This is a genomic window from Thermoflexibacter ruber, assembly GCF_900113045.1.
GTDB classification, from domain to species: Bacteria; Bacteroidota; Bacteroidia; order Cytophagales; family Thermoflexibacteraceae; genus Thermoflexibacter; species Thermoflexibacter ruber.
This window is the reverse complement of the sequence record NZ_FONY01000018.1, coordinates 64,923-83,781: the sequence shown is the minus strand read 5'-3', so window position 1 is coordinate 83,781 and position 18,859 is coordinate 64,923. Positions and strand designations below refer to the sequence as shown.

Below are 18,859 nucleotides of genomic sequence, written 5' to 3'. Positions count from 1 at the left end.
TCTCAAAAATAGCTTTTCAATTTTTTTGACCTGCAATTTTAACGCTTTGTTAGCAATAATGTTAGTAAAACCGTAAAATTATTTGAAAAATGAGGAAAAATTAAAAGTCTAATGAATTGTTTGCATAGACAAACCTGCGTTAAAAATTTTAAAATTCTCCCTCAAAGAGAAAAGTTTAAATAGCTTTGAACCGTGATTCAGTGCTTAAAAGTATATTTACGAATGAATAGAAGCTCCCAATTTTTTATAGATAGTTGTTTTGTATCTCTTTTTTTGTTTTTTACTATGAGCTTTCAGTTGGTTTTTGCTCAAATAGATACCTTGAAAAAACAAAGTAAAACTGATGAAACTCTTGGTGTAAGAGAGATAAACTTAGATAGTTTGAAAAAGGAGGCAAAGAAGAAGAAAAATATTTTTTGGTTGTTTAAAGCAAAAAATCGCATCTTAAAAGATTCAACTTTGAACGTATGGAAAGATTCTTTGGAGCGGAATAAGAAGTTCAAAGCAGATTCTTTGGCACTGATAGCCAGAATGATGCTGGATACGCTTTACGGATATGGAGAGGGGAAAATGTCGCTCCCTACGCGTGCCGCCCTACTTTCTGCGGCTCTACCGGGTTTAGGTCAATACTTCAATAGAAGCCTTTGGTATTTGAAAATCCCTGTGATTTATGGCTTGTTTGGCTTTACTATCTATCAGACGAGCATTTATCACAAACAGCATATCTTGCTCAGAGATGCTCTTTTGTATAGAGAAGACGAAAACCCGCTCACTGTACCAGACCCTGTCTATGCTACTTTTGACAACCAAGGACTAAGAACACGCAGAGATGCTTTTCGCAGAGAGCGTGATTTCAATGTTATTCTGACTTTTGCAGTGTATATGCTCAATATCGCTGAGGCGGCTGCAACAGCTCACCTCAAATCATTCGACATTTCAGATGACCTTTCCCTGAAGATACAGCCTAAGACTATGCTATTGCCTGAGAATCAGATTTTTACTGGAGTGTCTTTCAACTTTCAGCTTCATAGGCAACAAAGCAAAAGATAGATTTATCGATAGGCGTGCAAATCTTTTAGTAGCCTTTTTCCTTTATCTTTTGTGCAAAGTCCTGCCCTACTTTTCTGCCCCATTCCTGCCCTACTTGCATAGATTCTTGAACGATGAGAGGAGTATTTTGGGCAAACTTTTTTCCGGTAGGTGTTTGGTAAAATTTGATTAGTTCGCGCAAGTCTTCTAAGTTCATATACTTGTGATAGACAGGAGCTAACATCTCCGTCAAATTGTCTAAAGAGGTTTTCAAAAACTCCTTTTCCAACTCCTCCCATACCTCTGCTTTTACATTAGAATACTGCTGTTTGTACATATTTATCATCTGCTTGATGGCAGACTGATAGGATTCTTCTGAGCCTGATACTTCAAACATTTTCTTGAGTGTTTGAGTATATTCCTTATCTACTTGCCCAAAGGTAGCTGTGGCGATAGTCAGCAATAAAGCGAGTACTAAAAATTTTTTGTTCATCATTTTTAAATTTTATTTTAAAGTGTTATTAGGTAGTTTTTTTTGAAAAACCTATGAAGTCTTTAAAGATGCCAATGCGTGATTTTCAACTTTTAACTCCATAGGTTTTTAAATCTACTCTGCTTTTTTGGTAGTTGTCCTTTTGGCAGGGGTCTTTTTTTCAGTAGTTTCTTCTTTGGGTTTAGCAGTAGTTTTCTTTGTTTTAGGGGCTGGAGTTTCTTGAGGAACGCTCATTCCCATTCCAGCTACAGAGTTTTGTATATATGTTCCCCAAGTAAGGTTAGACTGTCCTGCTTTATGAGATTTTGCCCTATCTATTGCCATCTTTGCGGCTGTTTCCACTACCCAATCAAAATTTTCTTGACCTACGGAGTGAACGTCTGCATCGGGAGCTGGATTGCAAAAATCTATGGCATAAGGCACACCATCTCTCACTGCAAACTCCACCGTATTGAAATCATAGCCAAGTGCATGATTCAAACGCAAGACGTAATCTTTAATAGTTTCCATGAGTTTCTTGTTGGCTTGTCCTGCATTTTCTTTGACATAACGCAAATGGTGAGGATTGCGAGGTTCGTATGCCATGATTCTTACGTATTGGCGGTCAAGGCAGTAACAACGGAAATAGTCGGTAAACTCTATAGCTTCTTGGAATAGCATTACCAACTGTCCTGTTTGTGGGTGTTTTGCATAAAAGTCGCCCATGTGATTGAGTTTATATACGCTTTTCCAACCGCCGCCTGCATGAGGTTTCATAAAGGCTGGGAAACCAATAGTTTCTATATTTGCTTCCCATTTGAAATAGCCAAAAAGATTGCGGAAGGAGTTTTCATTGGTATCTGGTGGGAATACGTGAGAGGGTAGTAGGATAGTCTTAGGCACAGGGACACCTATCTGAGTAGCTAAGGCATTGTTAAAAAACTTCTCATCGGCACTCCACCAAAAAGGATTGTTAATGACTGCTGTATCGCAAAGGGCGGCATTTTTCAAATATGCTTTATAAAAAGGAACGTCTTGGGAAATGCGGTCAATGATTACTGCATATCCAGAGGACTCGCCTTGTGCTACTCGCTCTATCTGCACAGGTTCAGCAATAATATTTTTTGGGGCTTTTTTATTGACTGCTTCTACAAATGCTTGCGGAAAGGTATTTTCTTTACCATGCAAGATACCTATCTTTTTTATTTCTGTTGTCATGCTTTTATAAGTTAGGATAAAGGTTGGAATGTCCAAAATTAGCTATCATCTAATTACAAAATTAGTACAGTATATTTAATATTAAAAATATATATCAAAAATTTCTGAAATTGTGTAAATTAGAGAAAAAATCTTACTCTCCAAAGTATTCTACAAAATTGTTATGGGTTTCATAAAGCGTAATAGAGTGTAACCTTGCTTGGGAAACCTTGGCGATTTCTCTTTCTAAAATCTTCCAAAACTCCACTACAAGAGTTTCACAACTTGGCATTTTATCTTGTAAAAAATCTACTTCAATGTTCAAGTTTTTGTGGTCCACCTTGGCGATGATGTGTTCTTTGATAATTTTGCTTAGTACTTTCAAATCTATCACACAGGCAGTATCAGGGTCTGGCATACCTTTGACTTTCACAATCAGTTCAAAGTTATGCCCATGAAAATATTTATTCGCACATGCGCCAAAGACTTCGGTATTTTTCTCATCTGACCATCTGGGATTGTATAACCTGTGTGCCGCATTAAAATGCTCTTTCCTACAAACGTAAACCATAGTGAGTTAGTAAAACTTCCAAATTTTGCCGCAAAGATAAGCAAAAAATAAGATTTATCTTTGGAAATGCGTTGAATTTTGGTTTAATTAAGAACGTGATGTTGTATCGAAGTAGTGAGATAAGCAACAGTATTTTTAATATTACCTGCTAACTTATCTGTAGCGTTGCAAATTGCTTTTATGCCTTCCTTTATCAGATTTTGAACGACAACAATTCCCGTCAGAATGAAAGCCGTCAAACCTATCAGGGGCATTACTCATTACCACAGGTGAAAAGAAAGATTTAGAACTTACTGCAACTTGTGTAGTTTGCAACCAATTCTTAAGTGATGGATAATCTGTTATTTCTGTGTTTTTGCTAAGGTTAAAAATTGATTTCCATCTATCTAATTCGTTAGGCAAGGCATCAATTATTTCAAAAATATCTTGCTCAAAAGGCTGATTTATCTTTTTGAGAGTGTTTGAATTGGGATACACATACAAAATACTCAAACTTTTTCCGCAAATTTGGCAAGTGTGCTGTTTAGTTGGGTGAATAGCCACCGCAACTTTCACATAAAAACCTGCTTGGATAGTTATGCCTAATTTTTTTGCTTGATTTTGCCACCAAATATCTCTTAGTTTTCCATCTGTGCTAACTTTTGGAGCAACCCAAACGATTTCACCACTTTCTTTTCGCTTGAAAGTCAAGCCTGCATAATTGGGGTGTGAAACGATAAATTCTTGATATTGAGCAAAGTTTGGGTGGTTTTTACGATTGTTTTCTTCCATATTACTCTTGGGGTGGGATAAAAAACTCAATAGGTTGGGCATAGAGTTCAGCCAAATCTAAAAGTAACAAAAATTCCACTCTACGTTGTCCATTTTCTATTTTGGAAAGCTCGGTTTGAGAAATAATACCCGCTTCAGCGAATTGTGTTTGGGTAAGTCCTGCGGTTTCTCTTGCCTGAATGAGGCGAGCCGATAAAAAATTGCGTCTTTTTGAGTAGATTGTCTTTGCCATTGCTTTATTCCATTTTGCAATATTAAGGCTGTAATCAAGTTATGCCAAAAAGGAATAAATGTGATACGGTAGCACAGAACAGCAAATCGCAGAAATAGAAATCAGCTTTTTGCTCAACGACCACGGAGAACTCATTTTAGGCATCAAAGCTCCTAAACTTTTCCAAGAAGCTATCAAGAATTTGCTTGACTTCTTGGGCGTGAGAAAGCAAAAATATTAGCTAAAAAGTCATAGCTACACTGTTTCTACAATCAAACAGGATTGCTATGACTTTTACTTTTTTTATTTCGTAGGTTAAATATCTAACTTTTCTTCTTCGCTTGCTTGCTCTTGTTCTTCTTTAGCAGTAAATACCTCTGGATAGTATTGGGATAAGATATTATACCAAGTAATCAGTTTTTTAATATCAGAAGGGTAAACTTTTTCTGAGTCATAGTCAGGCACTACCTCTGCTATGAATGAAAATAAGTTCTTATGATTAGAGGTGTCTATTTCTACTTTTGCTCCATACTTTTCTTGGATTTTCAAAAATACCTCATTCAAAGGAACAGAGCCTTCTGCATTGGTAGCATAAATAGAAACTTCTTTCAAAATAGATACTCTTTGCTGGGCATTGGCTATGATTTTAGCCTTTTTTTCATCAATAGCTTCCAATAAAACCCCCGTTCTGGAAGGTTTTAACACTTTATACAATCCTGATTTTCCTGCTACTGAAGCGATGTCTTTTAAAGTCATTTCGTATGATAAATGGTTAAGTAATTAATTATATGTGATTTGTATTTTTTAGTACGCAAGTAAAATACTATTTTTTTGCAAAGATAGGATTTTTAATCAAATCAACCTTTCCCTTTGTATCACTTTTTACAAGGACGTATTTGTCCGCTCTATGAAATTTAGCACCTCCTCGCGCCCTTGCCTGGTTTCCGAAGAGGTAACAAAATATTGGGGCAACTCTTCCCAAGATTCAAGCAAGGTGCTTTTGTATTTTTCTACAGCAATATGAATCTGACTTGGTGAGAGTTTGTCTGCTTTGGTGAAGATGATAATAAAAGGAATTTCGTTTTCACCGAGCCACTCCATAAACTGTAAGTCATTGTAAAGAGCTTCATGGCGAATGTCAATTAAAACAAACACACAAGTCAAGTTTTCACGAAATTTGAGGTAAGTTTCAATGATAGTCCCCAATTCTACTTTTTTACTTTTGCTTGTTTTGGCGTAACCGTATCCGGGTAAATCGACTAAGTACCAATTTTCATTGATAATAAAGTGATTGATGGTCTGTGTTTTTCCCGGTTTACCTGATGTTTTTGCCAAGTGGGAATGATTGGTGAGCATATTGATAAGGGAAGACTTGCCCACATTTGACCTGCCAATAAAGGCATATTCAGGAAGGGGTTGCTTAGGACACTTCTTATAATCTGTGGCACTGATAAGAAATTTGGCAGACTTGATAAGCATAAGTTTGCAATATTTTGATGCAAAAATATGCTTTTTTAAGATTTTATTTGGTATTAACGATATTAAAATCTCAAAAATAGAACTCTACGCTTCCAATCTTCTACAACCTATACTTTACCTTTACTACCAATTCTCGCCCCTGTTCTAAGAAAGGCATAGAGCCAAGTCTTTGATAAACAGTTAAAAACTGCCTCTCATTCAATAGGTTAAATATGCCTGCACTCAGGTCTAAACCTTTGGTAAATACATCGTCGAAAGTAAGATTGAGATTAAGTATTGCAGTAGAAGGGTAGGTAATGACCTCTCTTTCAGAATAATCTGCATTGGCTAAGTAAGCATATTTTTGACTAAACCATTGAGCCGTCAGGTTTACCCCTATTTTCTTAGAAAGCCTTTGATGCACTTGGGCGGTCAATCGCTGAGGAGCTAAACCCGCAAATACCCTTTCCTGCCCCTCGACTATAAGTTTTTGTACTTGGTTTTCATTGGTGATTTTGGTGATTTGCAAAGAGGCAAAGTTCAAAGGAGAATTGCTGACATATTCAGGCACATAGCTTGAGAAGTTTATATTAAAATACCCTTTTTTATGCACATATCTGAGTTCTACTTCTGCCCCATTTGAGCCTGTGGTTCCTGCATTGGTATAAATATCTACCTGAGAAATAGGTTCGTATTCATAGCTAATAAATTCAAAGATTTTAATGTGAAAAATATTGGCGTTGAGGAAAAACTTATTTCTCCAATGATAACCGATTTCCAATTCAGAACTTCTTACATATTCAGGGAAAATCTGCCCGCCTGAAACACTTATATTCATCAGGGTAGGGTTTTTAAACGCATAGCTGTATAAATATTTGACATGGAAGTTTTCAAAGGCTTTCGTATAGGCAATGCGTGGCACAAAAGCGGGGCGTGAAATACCATATTTGTCAAATCTTGCACCAGCGACAATATTTCCATACTTAGAACTAAAAACGAACTCAGTAAAAGCTCCTATATTACTAAAAGACAAGGCATTTTTCCCATTATAAAAAGTTGTTGTTTTTCTGGCATAGTTAGCATCATCTATGAAGTATTCTACGCCTGTTGCCCAAGATAGCTTGTCTGAGGGCTGGTAAAGCAGTACAGCATCAAACGAAGTGCGAATGATTCTCATATTGGTCAGGTCTTGGTAGTAAATACTGCCATCTTGGAAATCCCAAGGCGTTTGTCTTTTAGATTGGAAGCGTGGCGTAAGAGTAAGTTGCTTATTGATTTGAAAATTATAGCTGAGGGTCGTGTATAAGCCATTATTTACGTGTTCGCCCAAGTTATGAATGGTTTTTGCTCGTACTTGGTCGTAAATCACGCGCATATTGAACCGCTTGTGCTTAATCCCAATGTTCATATTGACAGGACGCACCCAAGAACTGTCTTTGTAGCTAATAGTCATCTCGTTAGGGTGAGTAAAAATGGTATTATTGCGGTTGGTTTCGCCTACATAACCAGAGAAATACACCTCTGTTTCGTTAGCATATTTTTGTGCAGTAGTGAACTGAATATTGCCTCGAGAAAAGCCATTTTGTGAAATGCCAGCTTGCAAGGAAGCCGTATTGCCTATACCTTGTAAATAGTTCTTACTGATGATATTAATAACTGCCAAAGCCGCAAACCCCCCATAGATTGCCGACCCAGGTCCTCTAATAATTTCTATTCTATCTATATTTTCCAAAGGTACTCTTGGATAGAAAAAGAAACCACCATAAGCCACCTCGTTCATCTGCACTCCATCTACTAATACTAATAGCTTGCCTTCCATGGCATAGTTGCCTCTTACAGTAACACTTGTAGTCCCATCAGGGTCCATGCCAAAATCAATACCGGGAGCAAAACGCAAAAGCTCTACAATATCTCTTGCGCCTGAGTTCTTTATCATATCGGCAGTAATGACCGACACAATTCCTGCTGCTTCTCGCAGGGCAGTGGTTTTAAAAGAACCCGTAGAGATAGTTTGCTCTTGATTTACTTCTACTTTAGCATTGAGTAGCTCCTGCACATCGGGTTTAAAAATGATTTGTGTGGAGTCTTGAGCTTGCAAGAATAAACTTTTGCAAACAAAAAAGACAAGCAATAAATAATAACGCATCAGATAATATGCTATTGACTTCTTTACAAATAAGTAATACAACTTTTACTGCACAGGTTCAGAAACAACAGTATCTCCCCAATGCGAAATTTGCTGGATTTGCTTATCAATTTCCGCTTTTCTTGCGGGTTCGCAAGGATAGCCAAAAAGACAGTTGTCTTTGATTTTTTCTTCTACTATCTTAGGCACCATTTTCTCCCAGCCGTCTTGCCCTGCCTTAATCATTGCCAACACGTTATCGGAAATAATGTGTGAAATATGCACATCATTGGTGGTGATGTCTTGGATTTTATCATTAAAAAGCAAGAATTGGAATAAATGATGCAGTTTCTCTGACAAGCGGAAATTTTTGCAACAATAAAAAGTATTGAGTTCCTTTAAAAAGAAAGGATATACGTAGAGTTTTACATTTTGAGCAAAAAGTTTGCTGAATGACTCTAAGATACCTCCATGCAAGTTTGTATAGTATTTTTCGTCAAATATGCTTTGTAAGTTGTAGATTCCCAGCACTATGCCTATTTTCTTTCTTGTTTGCTTGGACATGTAATCTACCAGATTGTGATATTCATGGTAGTTAGAAATCATTACCGTCTGCCCCATAGAGCAAAGAATATCGACTCGGTCTAAAAAATCTTTTTCATCTATTTCTGCATTCCCCGCTTTGAGGTCGTGAAGCGTAAGCTCGGCTACGGTAACTATTTTACTTTTATCTACGTCTTTTTCTTGGCTAAACATTTCATAGCCACATTTGAGCATATCTAAGTTTACATGAGTTACAGGTCTGAACCGTCCTCTCAGTATCAATACATCTTTTTTGTAAAATATCTCAGAGGCTTGTTGTACGTTGCCATCAGGACCGAACAGAGAGGCATCAGCTAAGCCATTTTTTACTAACTGCAAGCTAAGCAAGCGGTTGTCCACATGCCTAAAATCATGCCCCGTCAAGCGGAACATATCTATCTCTACCCTATCTCTCGAGAGGCTGTCCATCAAAGAACATAGCATTTTTTCTGGATTTTGATGCAAGTAAAAACAGGCATAAATGAGATTCACGCCGATAATACCCATGGCTTGCTGTTGTTCTACGGCATCTTTATCATATAGTTTTACATGTATTACTGCATCATTAGTTGGGGCTTTGGGGGCAAGCTGAAAGCGTAAGCCCACCCAGCCATGTCCTTGGTTGGTTTTTTTAAAGTTAATGGTCGCTACTGTATTGGCGAAAGCAAAAAAAAGCGTATTATCGCCTCTGGAGCTACCTAAACGTTCTTCTAATAATCTATACTCATGAGAACACATCTTGTTAAGACGTGATTCTACCACATACCTACCACTTTCCTCTTCTCCATAAATTGCATTGCTGAAAGTCATATCGTAGGCAGACATCGTTTTAGCTACCGTACCAGAGGCACCTCCTGCCTTGAAAAAGATAGCAGCAACTTCCTGCCCCGCTCCTATCTCGGCAAAAGAACCATAGATGCGGTCATCTAAATTGATTTTCAAGGCTTTTTGTTTGATACTCAAATAATGTTCGTCGTGCATGAGTTCCTAAGATTTTTTTACATGAAACCATTTATTGGTTAAAATGAATGTGCTAAGGGAGTGGATTTGGTGTTTGAATTATTCAATTCAAATTTAATACTATTTTCTTGAAAAAACTATTTCTCAAAATAAAAATATCGAGAAATTAGCAAAAGCTAAGATTTATTTCTATATTTGCAGTCCTTTTTCAAGATATTCCAAATTTAACTTATATCATGAGCGAGTTAATTAAATTAGTAGAGAGGGAATATGCTCAAGCAAGAGCCGCTTTTCCTTCATTTAAGGCTGGGGATACCGTCAATGTCCACGTAAAAATTATTGAAGGTAACAAAGAGAGAATCCAGCAGTTCCAAGGTGTAGTTATCCAACGCAAAGGTACAGGCAACGGCGAAACTTTTACAGTTCGCAAAGTATCTGATGGCATAGGCGTAGAAAGAATTTTCCCAATTATTTCTCCCAATCTTGCTAAAATAGAAGTGTTGAAGCGCGGTGATGTTCGCAGAGCAAGACTATACTACCTCAGAGGTAAGTCAGGCAAAGGAGCAAGAATCAAAGAAAAGAGAGAAGTAACCGCTTAAAATTAGTGAGCAAATGCTCCCAAATTTAGTCAATTAGCTTTATAGATTTTTTCAAAACAAAAGTTCCATTTCTCAAAAAATTGGAACTTTTGTTTTTTTATTGGGTTTGCTCATTGCTTTTTCGGTGGTGCTTTCAAATGTATGATAATTTTATGTGTTTAAAAAAATCCGTTCTCATCGGTACAATCTGTGTCATCAGTGTTCCAAAATAGAACACCGATAATACGGATTGGGCTGATAAACACAGATTTTTATTCAAAAAACACTTTTCTCATCAAATTGATAACAGTAGATAAAATACCATCATACAATTGAAATCATCACCGCTTTTTCATTACCCCCAAAGTATCAAACAGAGAATTTTTGCAAAGTTAAGAAGTAAAGAGCTTCTTATACAGAGGCAAAATCTCATAAATATATTTATATTTGCTTAGGTACTTGCATTAGGTTTTGTGAAATATCTCTTCTTAAAAGTAGTCTGATTTTCTAAGTCAGACTGATATTTATTATTTAAACATCAATGAAAATGAAAAATAGCATTGCTCTCACTGTTAGCCTATGGATTTGCATACATCTCGCTAACCTATCTTTTGCTCAAAACTGGAAGTTCTATTCTACTTCCAATAGGAAAATAGAAAAACCTTGGACAAGCACTCAGCAAACTGCTTCACTTATCTTAGATATTGATAAGGACGGAGTAAACGATTTCGTAGTGGCTTGTCGTCAGTCTGCTCCTGCACTAATTTGGTATCAACGCACCCAAAAAGGTTGGCAGAGGCAAGTGATAGAAAAAGAAATGCTTAACATAGAAGCAGGCGGCGCATGCTACGATATTGACAATGACGGCGACCAAGACATAGTTTTCGGGGGGGATTGGCAAAGCAACGAAGTATGGTGGTGGGAAAACCCCTACCCCAATTATGAAAACTCATGGAAAAGATATGCTATCAAAAAAAGTGGTAAGAATCAGCACCATGACCAAATTTTTGGAGATTTTAAAGGGACAGGGAAAGCACAGTTGGTATTTTGGAACCAAGGAGAAAAAACGCTATTCATTGCCGATATTCCTGAAAATCCGAAAAGTCAAGCAGCTTGGAATTTGAAGCTACTGTTCACTGGAGAAGCGGGCAGCCAAAACGAGGGGCTGGCAAAGGCAGATATAGACAATGACGGCATCACAGACCTATTGGCAGGAAGCTATTGGTTTAAGTACCAAGGCAATGATTCCTTCAAAGCCGTGCCTATTGCCCAACAAGGTGGACGAGTAGCGGTAGGGAAGTTCAAAGCAGGGAGATACCCGCAAGTCGTAATCGCTTCGGGGGACACCAATGGAGATGTGATGCTATATGAGTGTGCAGAAAATCCTATGGAAAGTGCAAATTGGAAAGGAAGGAAACTGATAGACAGGCAGTTAATTCATGCACATTCTTTGGATTTGGCAGATGTGAACGGCGATGGGAATTTAGATATTTTTGTGGCAGAGATGGCAAAGTGGTCAGAGAAGGAAAGCAAACCCGACCACCCCAAAGCAGAAGCCTTGATTTTGTATGGGGACGGCGTGGGAAATTTTAAAGCAACCAACTTTCAAAAAGGCATGGGTTTTCACGAAGCCAAAGTAGCAGACTTGGACGGGGACGGCGACATGGATATACTCAATAAACCTTACAATTGGAAAACTCCTCGTTTAGATATTTGGCTACAAAACGATACAGGCAAACCCAAGCCCACCATTAGTCAATATGTGGAGCAACATCTTGGCTTACAACTTTATAGCCTCCGAAACCAAATTACTAAGGATAACCTACCTGAGATGCTCCAATTGGTAAAGTCTTGGGGTATCAATCATATAGAAGGGCATAATCTCTACGGACTTAGCCCTGAAGATTTTGCCAAAGAAGTAAAAAAAGCAGGTTTGCAGTGCAAGGGCTTTCTGTTTGGTTATGAAAAGTTTAGAGATGATGTAAAATCAATCATCAGAGATGCCAAACTCATGGGAGTTACAGAAGTCGGTTGTGCATGGATTCCACACAAAGGCACTGATTTTACAAGAGAAGATGCTGAGAAAGCGATTCAAGTGTTCAATACAGCAGGGGAAATGCTCAAAAAAGAAGGTATCAAATTCTTTTACCATATTCATGGCTACGAGTTTGTGCCTTCGCCAGAGGGAACGCTCTTTGACCTTATGGTGCAAAAAACCAATCCCGATTTTTGCAATTTTGAAATGGATATTTATTGGACTTTTCATGGTGGGCAAAATCCTGCTTTACTGTTGAGAAAATACCCTAATCGTTTTCTGTGTTTTCACCTTAAAGACATGAAAATCGGCGAGCCGATAGGTTTGCTTACAGGCTCAGCCCCTGTAGAGTCAGATGTAACGATCGGCACAGGGCAGCTACCTATGGAGGAAATTATGCGGGAAATAAGCCAAGTAAACGGTAGAATGTTGTACATAGAAGATGAATCTTCGCGCTCTATGCAACAGATTCCTCAAAGCGTAAAGTTTTTAAAAAGTTTGAAATAAGTCAGAATAAGTCAAAAGAGTGTACCTTTGTATTTGATTTACTGAAAAATATACTTAAAGAAATGTTTATCAGCGAAATACAATACAGAGTACGCTACGGAGATACCGACCAAATGGGTTATGTTTATTATGGAAGATATGCCTATTTCTACGAAATCGCCAGAGTAGAAGCCTTACGAGGCGTGGGAGTAAGCTACAAAGACATGGAGGCACAGGGAATTATGATGCCCGTGTGGGAGAATCATTCCTATTTTCTACAGCCTGCACAATTTGATGACTTGCTTACTATCAGAGTAATGATTAAGGAACTTCCAGCCGCTAAGATTGTTTTCTATTATGAAATTTACAACGAAGCGGGGCAGGAACTTCATAAGGGCGAATCCGTCTTGGTTTTCATGAACAAAGAAACCCGCAAAATCTGTCGCCCTCCTAAGTATTTATTAGATACGCTGATGCCCTACTTTAAAAACTAAGTTTGCTATTCAATATCATTATCATAAACATTTTAAATACATGAAAAAATTAATTTATCTTCTCCTCCTTATAGGTATTGCCGCCTGTTCTCAGGAAAATCAAAACCAAGCACTTGTTTCAGGTAAAATTAATTTTCCACAAGAGGGAAAACCTATTTACCTTGTAAAGATAGAAGGACAGAGTGCCAAAGTCATAGATTCTGCATTTGCTAATTCAGAAGGAAATTTTGCCTTCAATCTTAGCTTACAAGAGCCTGATTTCTACGTAATTGATATTTACAGAATGCAAAATAAACTCCTTCTGCTCCACAACTCTCCCATAAAAATTATGGCTGACGGCACGCAAAATGGCAAGTTTGAGGTCAGTGGTTCAGAGGACAACCAATACCTGCAAGAGTTTATGACTTTGCGAGAAGGTTATTCCCAACAGGTAGGGGAACTGCAAAAATCTTTCTACGGCAGGGAAGTAAGCGATGAAGAAGAAGCCCAACTCCAAGCAAAATACGAGGAAATTACCAAAGAAGCAACGAATAAAACTAAAGTAATATTAGAGAAAGCACAAAACTCTTTTGCTGCAATACAAATGTTTTCTTTGTTAGACATAGAGAATGACTTGGATTTGATAGAGAAGATTCACACCAATTTAGCCAAAAAATACCCTGCCTCAGAACAAATTAAACAGCTTGGGAAAGAGTTGGAAGGCATTAAAAAGACTGCTATAGGACAGCCCGCCCCAGAGATTCGTTTTCAAAATCAAGAAGGTAAAGAGGTTTCTCTGGCAAGTTTTAGAGGGAAATACCTACTTTTGGACTTCTGGGCTTCTTGGTGCAGACCTTGCCGCATGGAAAATCCCAATGTAGTGAGAGTATATAACAAGTACAAAGACAAGGGTTTTGAGATTTTGAGTATTTCCTCAGACCGAGATGAGCAAGCATGGAAAAGTGCTATTACTTCTGATAAAATGACATGGAATCACATTCCTGACTTATCAGCCAATCATACTATCTCTATGGATTACAACGTTACAGCTATTCCTATGACTTATCTTTTGGACAAAAATGGAATTATCATTGCCAAAAATTTGAGAGGAAAGGCATTGGAAGAGAAAATTATGGAACTTTTGCAGATGTAAGCAAACAAGTATTTTCTTGCTTTTTACCCAGCCATTATAAGGTTTACAAGCCTTATAATGGCTACTTAGCATCTCTAAATAGCCCTCAACCATAAAAAATATCAAACTACTTAAACATTTAAGGCTGTTTCACTTGCAAAAAACAAATTAATTTACAATCTTACCAAAAGTTTTAAAATATCTTTTATACTTTTACCGTATAGATATTGACAGAATACAAAAAATTGTTTTTAATTTGCAAAAAATATCTTAACAATCAAGACCAAATATGGCTACCACTACCAAAAAATACAAGTCAGTAATGCTAATAGATGATAATGAGATAGATAACCTCATTAATCAAAAGATGATAGAAGCGGCGAATATTAGCGAACACATTTTTACCTATTCAGGAGCAAAGAGTGCAATTAAGTTTTTGAAAAATATGGAACGTATCGCTGGAATTGCACCAGTGGTTATTCCTGAAATCATCTTTTTGGATATTGATATGCCTTTGATGGATGGTTTTCAGTTTTTAGACCAATTTGACAAGCTGAGTGCAGAAACAAAAAATCTTTGCCGAATAGTAATGCTTACTTCTTCTATTAATCCCCAAGATGTAAATAAGTCTAAAGATTATACCTATGTGAAGAAGTATATCAATAAACCCTTAACACAAGAAAGTTTAAAAAATTTGAATGTTTGATAGATGATTCACTGAATAACAAAAAAAACAGGCTATTTAATTTTTTAAGTAGCCTGTTTTTTATGCCTAATTTTTTCCCTATTCTATCACCAATTTCCTTTTGAAACTGTCTGTTTCTGTATTCACTTGCAACAAATACATTCCTTTAGCTAAGTCCAAAGACAAATTTTCTTCCAATTTTCCATTGATTTGGATATTTTTTTGGAAAACTACTCTGCCTCCCATGTCTAATATCTTGATTCCTGCCTCTTTGCCTTTAATATCCTCTATTTTCAAAGAAAATACGCCACTGCTTGGATTAGGATATACTTGGAAAATATTGTTAGTAGTTTCCTCCTCTACTCCTAAGATAACAGAAGGTTTAGCAGAAACTGTATTAGAAAAATCACTTTCTATGCCTGTACCGCTGCTGATAGATTTGATTCTAAAAAAGTAAGTGATGCCATTGCTTAGCCCTGTTACTTCAAATTTAATATCATTAGTGATACCCAAAGAGCGTTGGGGGCTACCTTCACTATACACAAAAATTTCATATCTATCTGCAAATGGAACTGACTGCCAAGCAAGCATAACTTTACCGCTTCCTGCCTTTGCCGTCAAAATAGGAGAAACAAGGAATCTATTTATGCCACTGATGCTGTAAACGCTCACCGTGCCGCTCGTTTCATTAGAAACCACAACCAAGTCTTGTTGGTTAGGGCTTTTCTCCGCAGGGATAAAAATGATGCCCTCTGCTCCTCTGTCCCCACCAAGCGCCCCTACAGTACGGCTGTTGATATAGTTTACGTAAACAGGGTTTCGTGGATTGGTTATATCGTAGACCATAAAACCGCCTATTCTTTCCAAAGCAATGAAAGCATAGACTTTGTCCAAAGACTTAAAAATAGCTACTCCCTCTGGCTCAGGTCCTTTGTCGTCGCTTCTATTTTTAAGTGTGTTGTTGGCATTACTTGCATTAAACAAATTTCTCCAAATGGGGTGGTTGGCTGTAATAGTTTCAAAATCATTGCCGCTATCATATACCAATTCGCCTGTATTACCATTCCAAATACTGAAGGAACGCGCTCCAAATACGTGGATTTCATCAAAATCCCCATCGCTGTCCAAATCTCCAGACCTATTAGTAACATTGAGTCTTCCTAAGTTTAAAGGTTGCTTTAAGGCGACGGCATCAGGAAAAACTGTAGGGTCAAGCACATAAGCCCCTGCACTTACGCGTAATATTTCTGTTAAGCCAGCATATTCCCTTGCATCACCCTCATTAGCAGTAACTAAATAAGGTACGCCTCCTACCTCATAGTAGGCAATGGCATCAGGTTGATACATTCCTTTGACTTTCCAAGTCCTAATATTGATAGCACCATTGTCAGAAGCATCTAAGGAATTGGCTGGTAAGCTATGGTCTTTCAAGCCAAGTGGCAAAAGGTCTGTGATAGTTTTAGTAGCCAAATCTATTACGGCGAGTGCATTGTTCTCTTGCAATGTAACCCACGCCTTGCGAGAGTCATTAGATACTGCGATATACTCTGGCTCTAAGTCTTGGGCAACTGTGGCACCAGGTCCAAAGATACGTATTCCTTTGGCTCTCAACTGATTAATTTGGCTATTAAAGGCATTAAAACGCAAAGTAGTAACATCGCTTTGGGTTAAGTTTCTTGCACCTCTTGAAATATCTATGATAGATACAGAACCCTCTGGGTCAATAGTATAAGCGTCATTAGGTTCACCTTCGTTAGCAGTAAGTACCGTTTTTCCATCAGGGGTAAACATGATCATGTCAGGAAGATTACCTACCTCTACCTGAGCTAAGAAATCTCCATTGGTATTAAAGAAAACGGCTTTCCCATTGCTTCCATGCGGTACGTTTACATCTACGGCTACTGTTACCATGCCATCTCTTACAGCTACACTTTGGCAACCATTGCCGTAAGCAGTCATATTAATCGTTCTAAAAGATTGGATATTGGCAGGATTGGAGAAGTCCAAAATCTCTAATCTGTCTGCCGTAGAGTTGATAACAAAAAGACGCTTGGTAACAGGGTCATAGTCAGTAATCTCAGCTGTACCTCCGCCTATGGCAAAACTGCTTACAAAGTTCAGTTTCAGTGCTTCCGTAGCTTGCGGTGCAGGCGGAATTGTTTGCGCTAAAGCATTTTTCGCAAAGCTTAAAAGCGAAAAAGTGATGACAATGAGTATATTTTTGAAATTCATATTGTTTTGAAATTTAGATTAAAAAAAATAATGAGGTTAGTTAGCTTTCATCAATTCTATTCTGTAAGTAGTGGTAACTTTTCCGGGGATACTTACTTCCCACTCCAATACAATTTTATTGGAAGTGCGTTGTTGAGTAATCTCCCTGACGACTACTGTCCCATCAAAAGTAATTTTGCCATTGCTTTCTTTCCAAGTACCTCGTGGCAAGGTAGCAGGTGAAATCGCCCCGTCTGGATTAGTAGTTACATAGACATCTCCCCCCCTAAACTCAATCAAAAATCGGTCATACATGCCTCTTGGAGGTTCCTCATCGCCGAACTTAGCAAAAGTTACTTTCCACTTGCCACTGCCTTGTGTAAGAATAGAAGCAAGCGTAGTCGCAACCTTCTCAGGTGTGCAAGCCTGTGCGGTGATTATCAAAAACAAAAGAAAAGGTATTATCTTGTTCATTGCGTAAAAAATTTTAGGTTTATTAAATACCTGCAAAATTATTTCAAAAGGGAAGGATTAAGATATTTTTGATGTAAACTCTAAGTTTCAAAGAGTTGAATTTTTTGTGAATGAGAACTATTCAGACTGTAAAAACATGAGTCCGTACGCTAAAGATGATGGATAGCTATAATTAAATCGAGAAATTTTGCTTGAGTAATGTAACCAAATTTGATTTTTAACGAATAATAGGAAGGGTAGCAAAGAAATGCAAATGTGCTTTCACATTATGTTAATAAAAAAATCAAACACATTCTAATTGTTTTGTAGGTATAATTTACTAAATTTACAAGTTAAAATTTCATGCTACCTCTAATATACAATATGCTAAGTTGTATTTTACTGATAATCTATTGGTTAAACTTATGAAGTATTTCTTAAATGTAGCTTTGAGTTTTTGTATGGTTTCCGTCCTTACTTTGTCTTGGGCAGAACCTTACCAACAACGTATTCCCAAAGATACACTCTCTATTTTAGACGCAAAGTTGAGTAGAAAGCTATCTGTAAGCATTAGAGGAGCTTATAATCCTAACAAACTACAGCCAGACCTAACAAGTGCTCACTTTGGTCAATGTATAGACATCAAGATGAAAAATATGTCTGACTCTATTATCAATGTAGTTTTAAGATGTGGAACCATGTTGCTTTCCAGAGATAGTAGCTCGCAAAATATGGTGGTTACGAAAACTCTCTTTTACACCTTGCGTCCCAAAGAAAAGATTACAGATAGAGTGTATGCCATGTGTGGGCAACTTCATAAAAATTCTCCAGATATTTATATAAGATATGATGTGGGTGAGTTAGCTGACGAGCCTCTACTTCGTTTGGCTCGCTTGATTGAGAAAAAAGATGCTCAAAATAAAATAGGGCAGTATGCCGTATGGGCTGTTACCGATAATGCCACCAAAAATGATTTAGGCGAAGATTTTGCCACTTTAGCCCAAAGCCAAGCCTTGTTGAGGGAAGCTAAAATTAGTGCTAATATTTTAGGACAGCAGGCGATTGCGATTGTAGAAACACCTAAAAATATCTCTTCCAAAAAACAAGAAAATCCCAAAAAAGCGAAAGAAGAAACTGTTGTTAAAAATGATGTAGTTACTCCTTCTTTTGTGGAACAAACTGTTACAGAAGAAAATACTGATGTTGCTGAGAACTATGCAGCCAACCCAGCACTTGATGAGTTTACAGAAACGACAGAAGCAGACAAAATAGATGGCAATGACAATTTGGCTTTTGATAAAGAGGAAGAGGACGATTATATACTTTTGATAGCAAGCGTCATAGTTGGCTTATTTGGGCTTTACTATTTCTGGAAAAAGAAACCCCAAGCACCTCTCAGGAAAAGCGACCAAGAAGGTTTGGCTTAGCTA

General features: G+C 37.5%; 18 protein-coding genes. 7 read left to right on the top strand and 11 right to left on the bottom strand.

The features are described 5' to 3' along the window. Positions 1-285: 285 nt before the first annotated feature. Positions 286-1,050: a DUF5683 domain-containing protein gene (locus BM141_RS11215; RefSeq protein WP_143090898.1), complete on the top strand. Its 765-nt coding sequence runs from the start codon at positions 286-288 to the stop codon at positions 1,048-1,050. A 25-nt stretch (positions 1,051-1,075) separates the two neighbouring features. Here BM141_RS11215 and BM141_RS11210 read toward each other — a convergent pair whose 3' ends face one another. The 9 genes from BM141_RS11210 to BM141_RS11170 form a co-directional block, all read right to left on the bottom strand. Continuing rightward, positions 1,076-1,525: a DUF2059 domain-containing protein gene (locus BM141_RS11210; protein WP_091545247.1), complete on the bottom strand. Its 450-nt coding sequence runs from the start codon at positions 1,523-1,525 to the stop codon at positions 1,076-1,078. Positions 1,526-1,636: 111 nt separating this feature from the next. Next, positions 1,637-2,707, bottom strand: a complete 1,071-nt coding sequence (locus BM141_RS11205) for an ATP-grasp domain-containing protein (RefSeq protein ID WP_091545296.1) — start codon at positions 2,705-2,707, stop codon at positions 1,637-1,639. Positions 2,708-2,852: 145 nt separating this feature from the next. Continuing rightward, positions 2,853-3,269, bottom strand: coding sequence for a 6-pyruvoyl trahydropterin synthase family protein (locus BM141_RS11200; RefSeq protein WP_091545245.1), 417 nt, complete (start codon positions 3,267-3,269; stop codon positions 2,853-2,855). 153 nt (positions 3,270-3,422) lie between these two features. Then, positions 3,423-4,040 (bottom strand): hypothetical protein, encoded by a 618-nt coding sequence (locus BM141_RS11195; protein WP_177217349.1) that lies wholly within the window; start codon positions 4,038-4,040, stop codon positions 3,423-3,425. A 1-nt stretch (position 4,041) separates the two neighbouring features. Continuing rightward, positions 4,042-4,272 (bottom strand): helix-turn-helix domain-containing protein, encoded by a 231-nt coding sequence (locus BM141_RS11190; RefSeq protein WP_091545242.1) that lies wholly within the window; start codon positions 4,270-4,272, stop codon positions 4,042-4,044. Positions 4,273-4,566: 294 nt separating this feature from the next. After that, positions 4,567-5,007 carry a DUF5606 family protein gene (locus BM141_RS11185; RefSeq protein WP_091545240.1) on the bottom strand — a complete coding sequence of 147 codons (441 nt, stop codon included), beginning with the start codon at positions 5,005-5,007 and terminating at the stop codon, positions 4,567-4,569. 126 nt (positions 5,008-5,133) lie between these two features. After that, the gene (gene yihA / locus BM141_RS11180; protein WP_091545239.1) at positions 5,134-5,730 is read right to left on the bottom strand and encodes a ribosome biogenesis GTP-binding protein YihA/YsxC; all 597 of its coding nucleotides are present in this window, start codon (positions 5,728-5,730) and stop codon (positions 5,134-5,136) included. A 100-nt stretch (positions 5,731-5,830) separates the two neighbouring features. Next, entirely contained in the window at positions 5,831-7,807 is a 1,977-nt protein-coding gene (locus BM141_RS11175; RefSeq protein WP_221407669.1) for a TonB-dependent receptor plug domain-containing protein, read from the bottom strand. 93 nt (positions 7,808-7,900) lie between these two features. Next, on the bottom strand, positions 7,901-9,397 hold the full coding sequence (locus tag BM141_RS11170) for a nicotinate-nucleotide adenylyltransferase (protein WP_091545235.1): 1,497 nt from the start codon (positions 9,395-9,397) through the stop codon (positions 7,901-7,903). Positions 9,398-9,612: 215 nt separating this feature from the next. Here BM141_RS11170 and rplS point away from each other — a divergent pair, with 215 nt between their 5' ends. From rplS to BM141_RS11145, 5 genes are all read left to right on the top strand, one after another. Next, positions 9,613-9,975, top strand: a complete 363-nt coding sequence (gene rplS, locus BM141_RS11165; RefSeq protein ID WP_091545232.1) for a 50S ribosomal protein L19 — start codon at positions 9,613-9,615, stop codon at positions 9,973-9,975. Positions 9,976-10,501: 526 nt separating this feature from the next. Continuing rightward, positions 10,502-12,496 carry an FG-GAP-like repeat-containing protein gene (locus BM141_RS11160; RefSeq protein WP_177217348.1) on the top strand — a complete coding sequence of 665 codons (1,995 nt, stop codon included), beginning with the start codon at positions 10,502-10,504 and terminating at the stop codon, positions 12,494-12,496. Positions 12,497-12,558: 62 nt separating this feature from the next. Continuing rightward, positions 12,559-12,969, top strand: a complete 411-nt coding sequence (locus BM141_RS11155) for an acyl-CoA thioesterase (RefSeq protein ID WP_091545227.1) — start codon at positions 12,559-12,561, stop codon at positions 12,967-12,969. 40 nt (positions 12,970-13,009) lie between these two features. Then, a complete protein-coding gene (locus BM141_RS11150) occupies positions 13,010-14,101 on the top strand; it encodes a TlpA family protein disulfide reductase (RefSeq protein WP_091545225.1) in 1,092 nt (363 codons plus the stop codon). A 268-nt stretch (positions 14,102-14,369) separates the two neighbouring features. Then, positions 14,370-14,786, top strand: a complete 417-nt coding sequence (locus BM141_RS11145) for a response regulator (RefSeq protein ID WP_091545222.1) — start codon at positions 14,370-14,372, stop codon at positions 14,784-14,786. 78 nt (positions 14,787-14,864) lie between these two features. Here the strand turns inward: BM141_RS11145 and BM141_RS11140 are convergent, their stop codons facing one another. Both BM141_RS11140 and BM141_RS11135 read right to left on the bottom strand, forming a co-directional pair. Beyond that, positions 14,865-16,997, bottom strand: coding sequence for a choice-of-anchor I family protein (locus BM141_RS11140; RefSeq protein ID WP_091545219.1), 2,133 nt, complete (start codon positions 16,995-16,997; stop codon positions 14,865-14,867). Between the two features lie 36 nt (positions 16,998-17,033). Continuing rightward, a complete protein-coding gene (locus BM141_RS11135) occupies positions 17,034-17,450 on the bottom strand; it encodes a hypothetical protein (RefSeq protein ID WP_091545216.1) in 417 nt (138 codons plus the stop codon). 404 nt (positions 17,451-17,854) lie between these two features. Between BM141_RS11135 and BM141_RS11130 the strand changes: the two genes are divergently transcribed. Beyond that, complete coding sequence (locus BM141_RS11130) at positions 17,855-18,856, top strand: hypothetical protein (RefSeq protein WP_091545214.1); 1,002 nt, start codon at positions 17,855-17,857, stop codon at positions 18,854-18,856. Positions 18,857-18,859 lie beyond the last annotated feature (3 nt).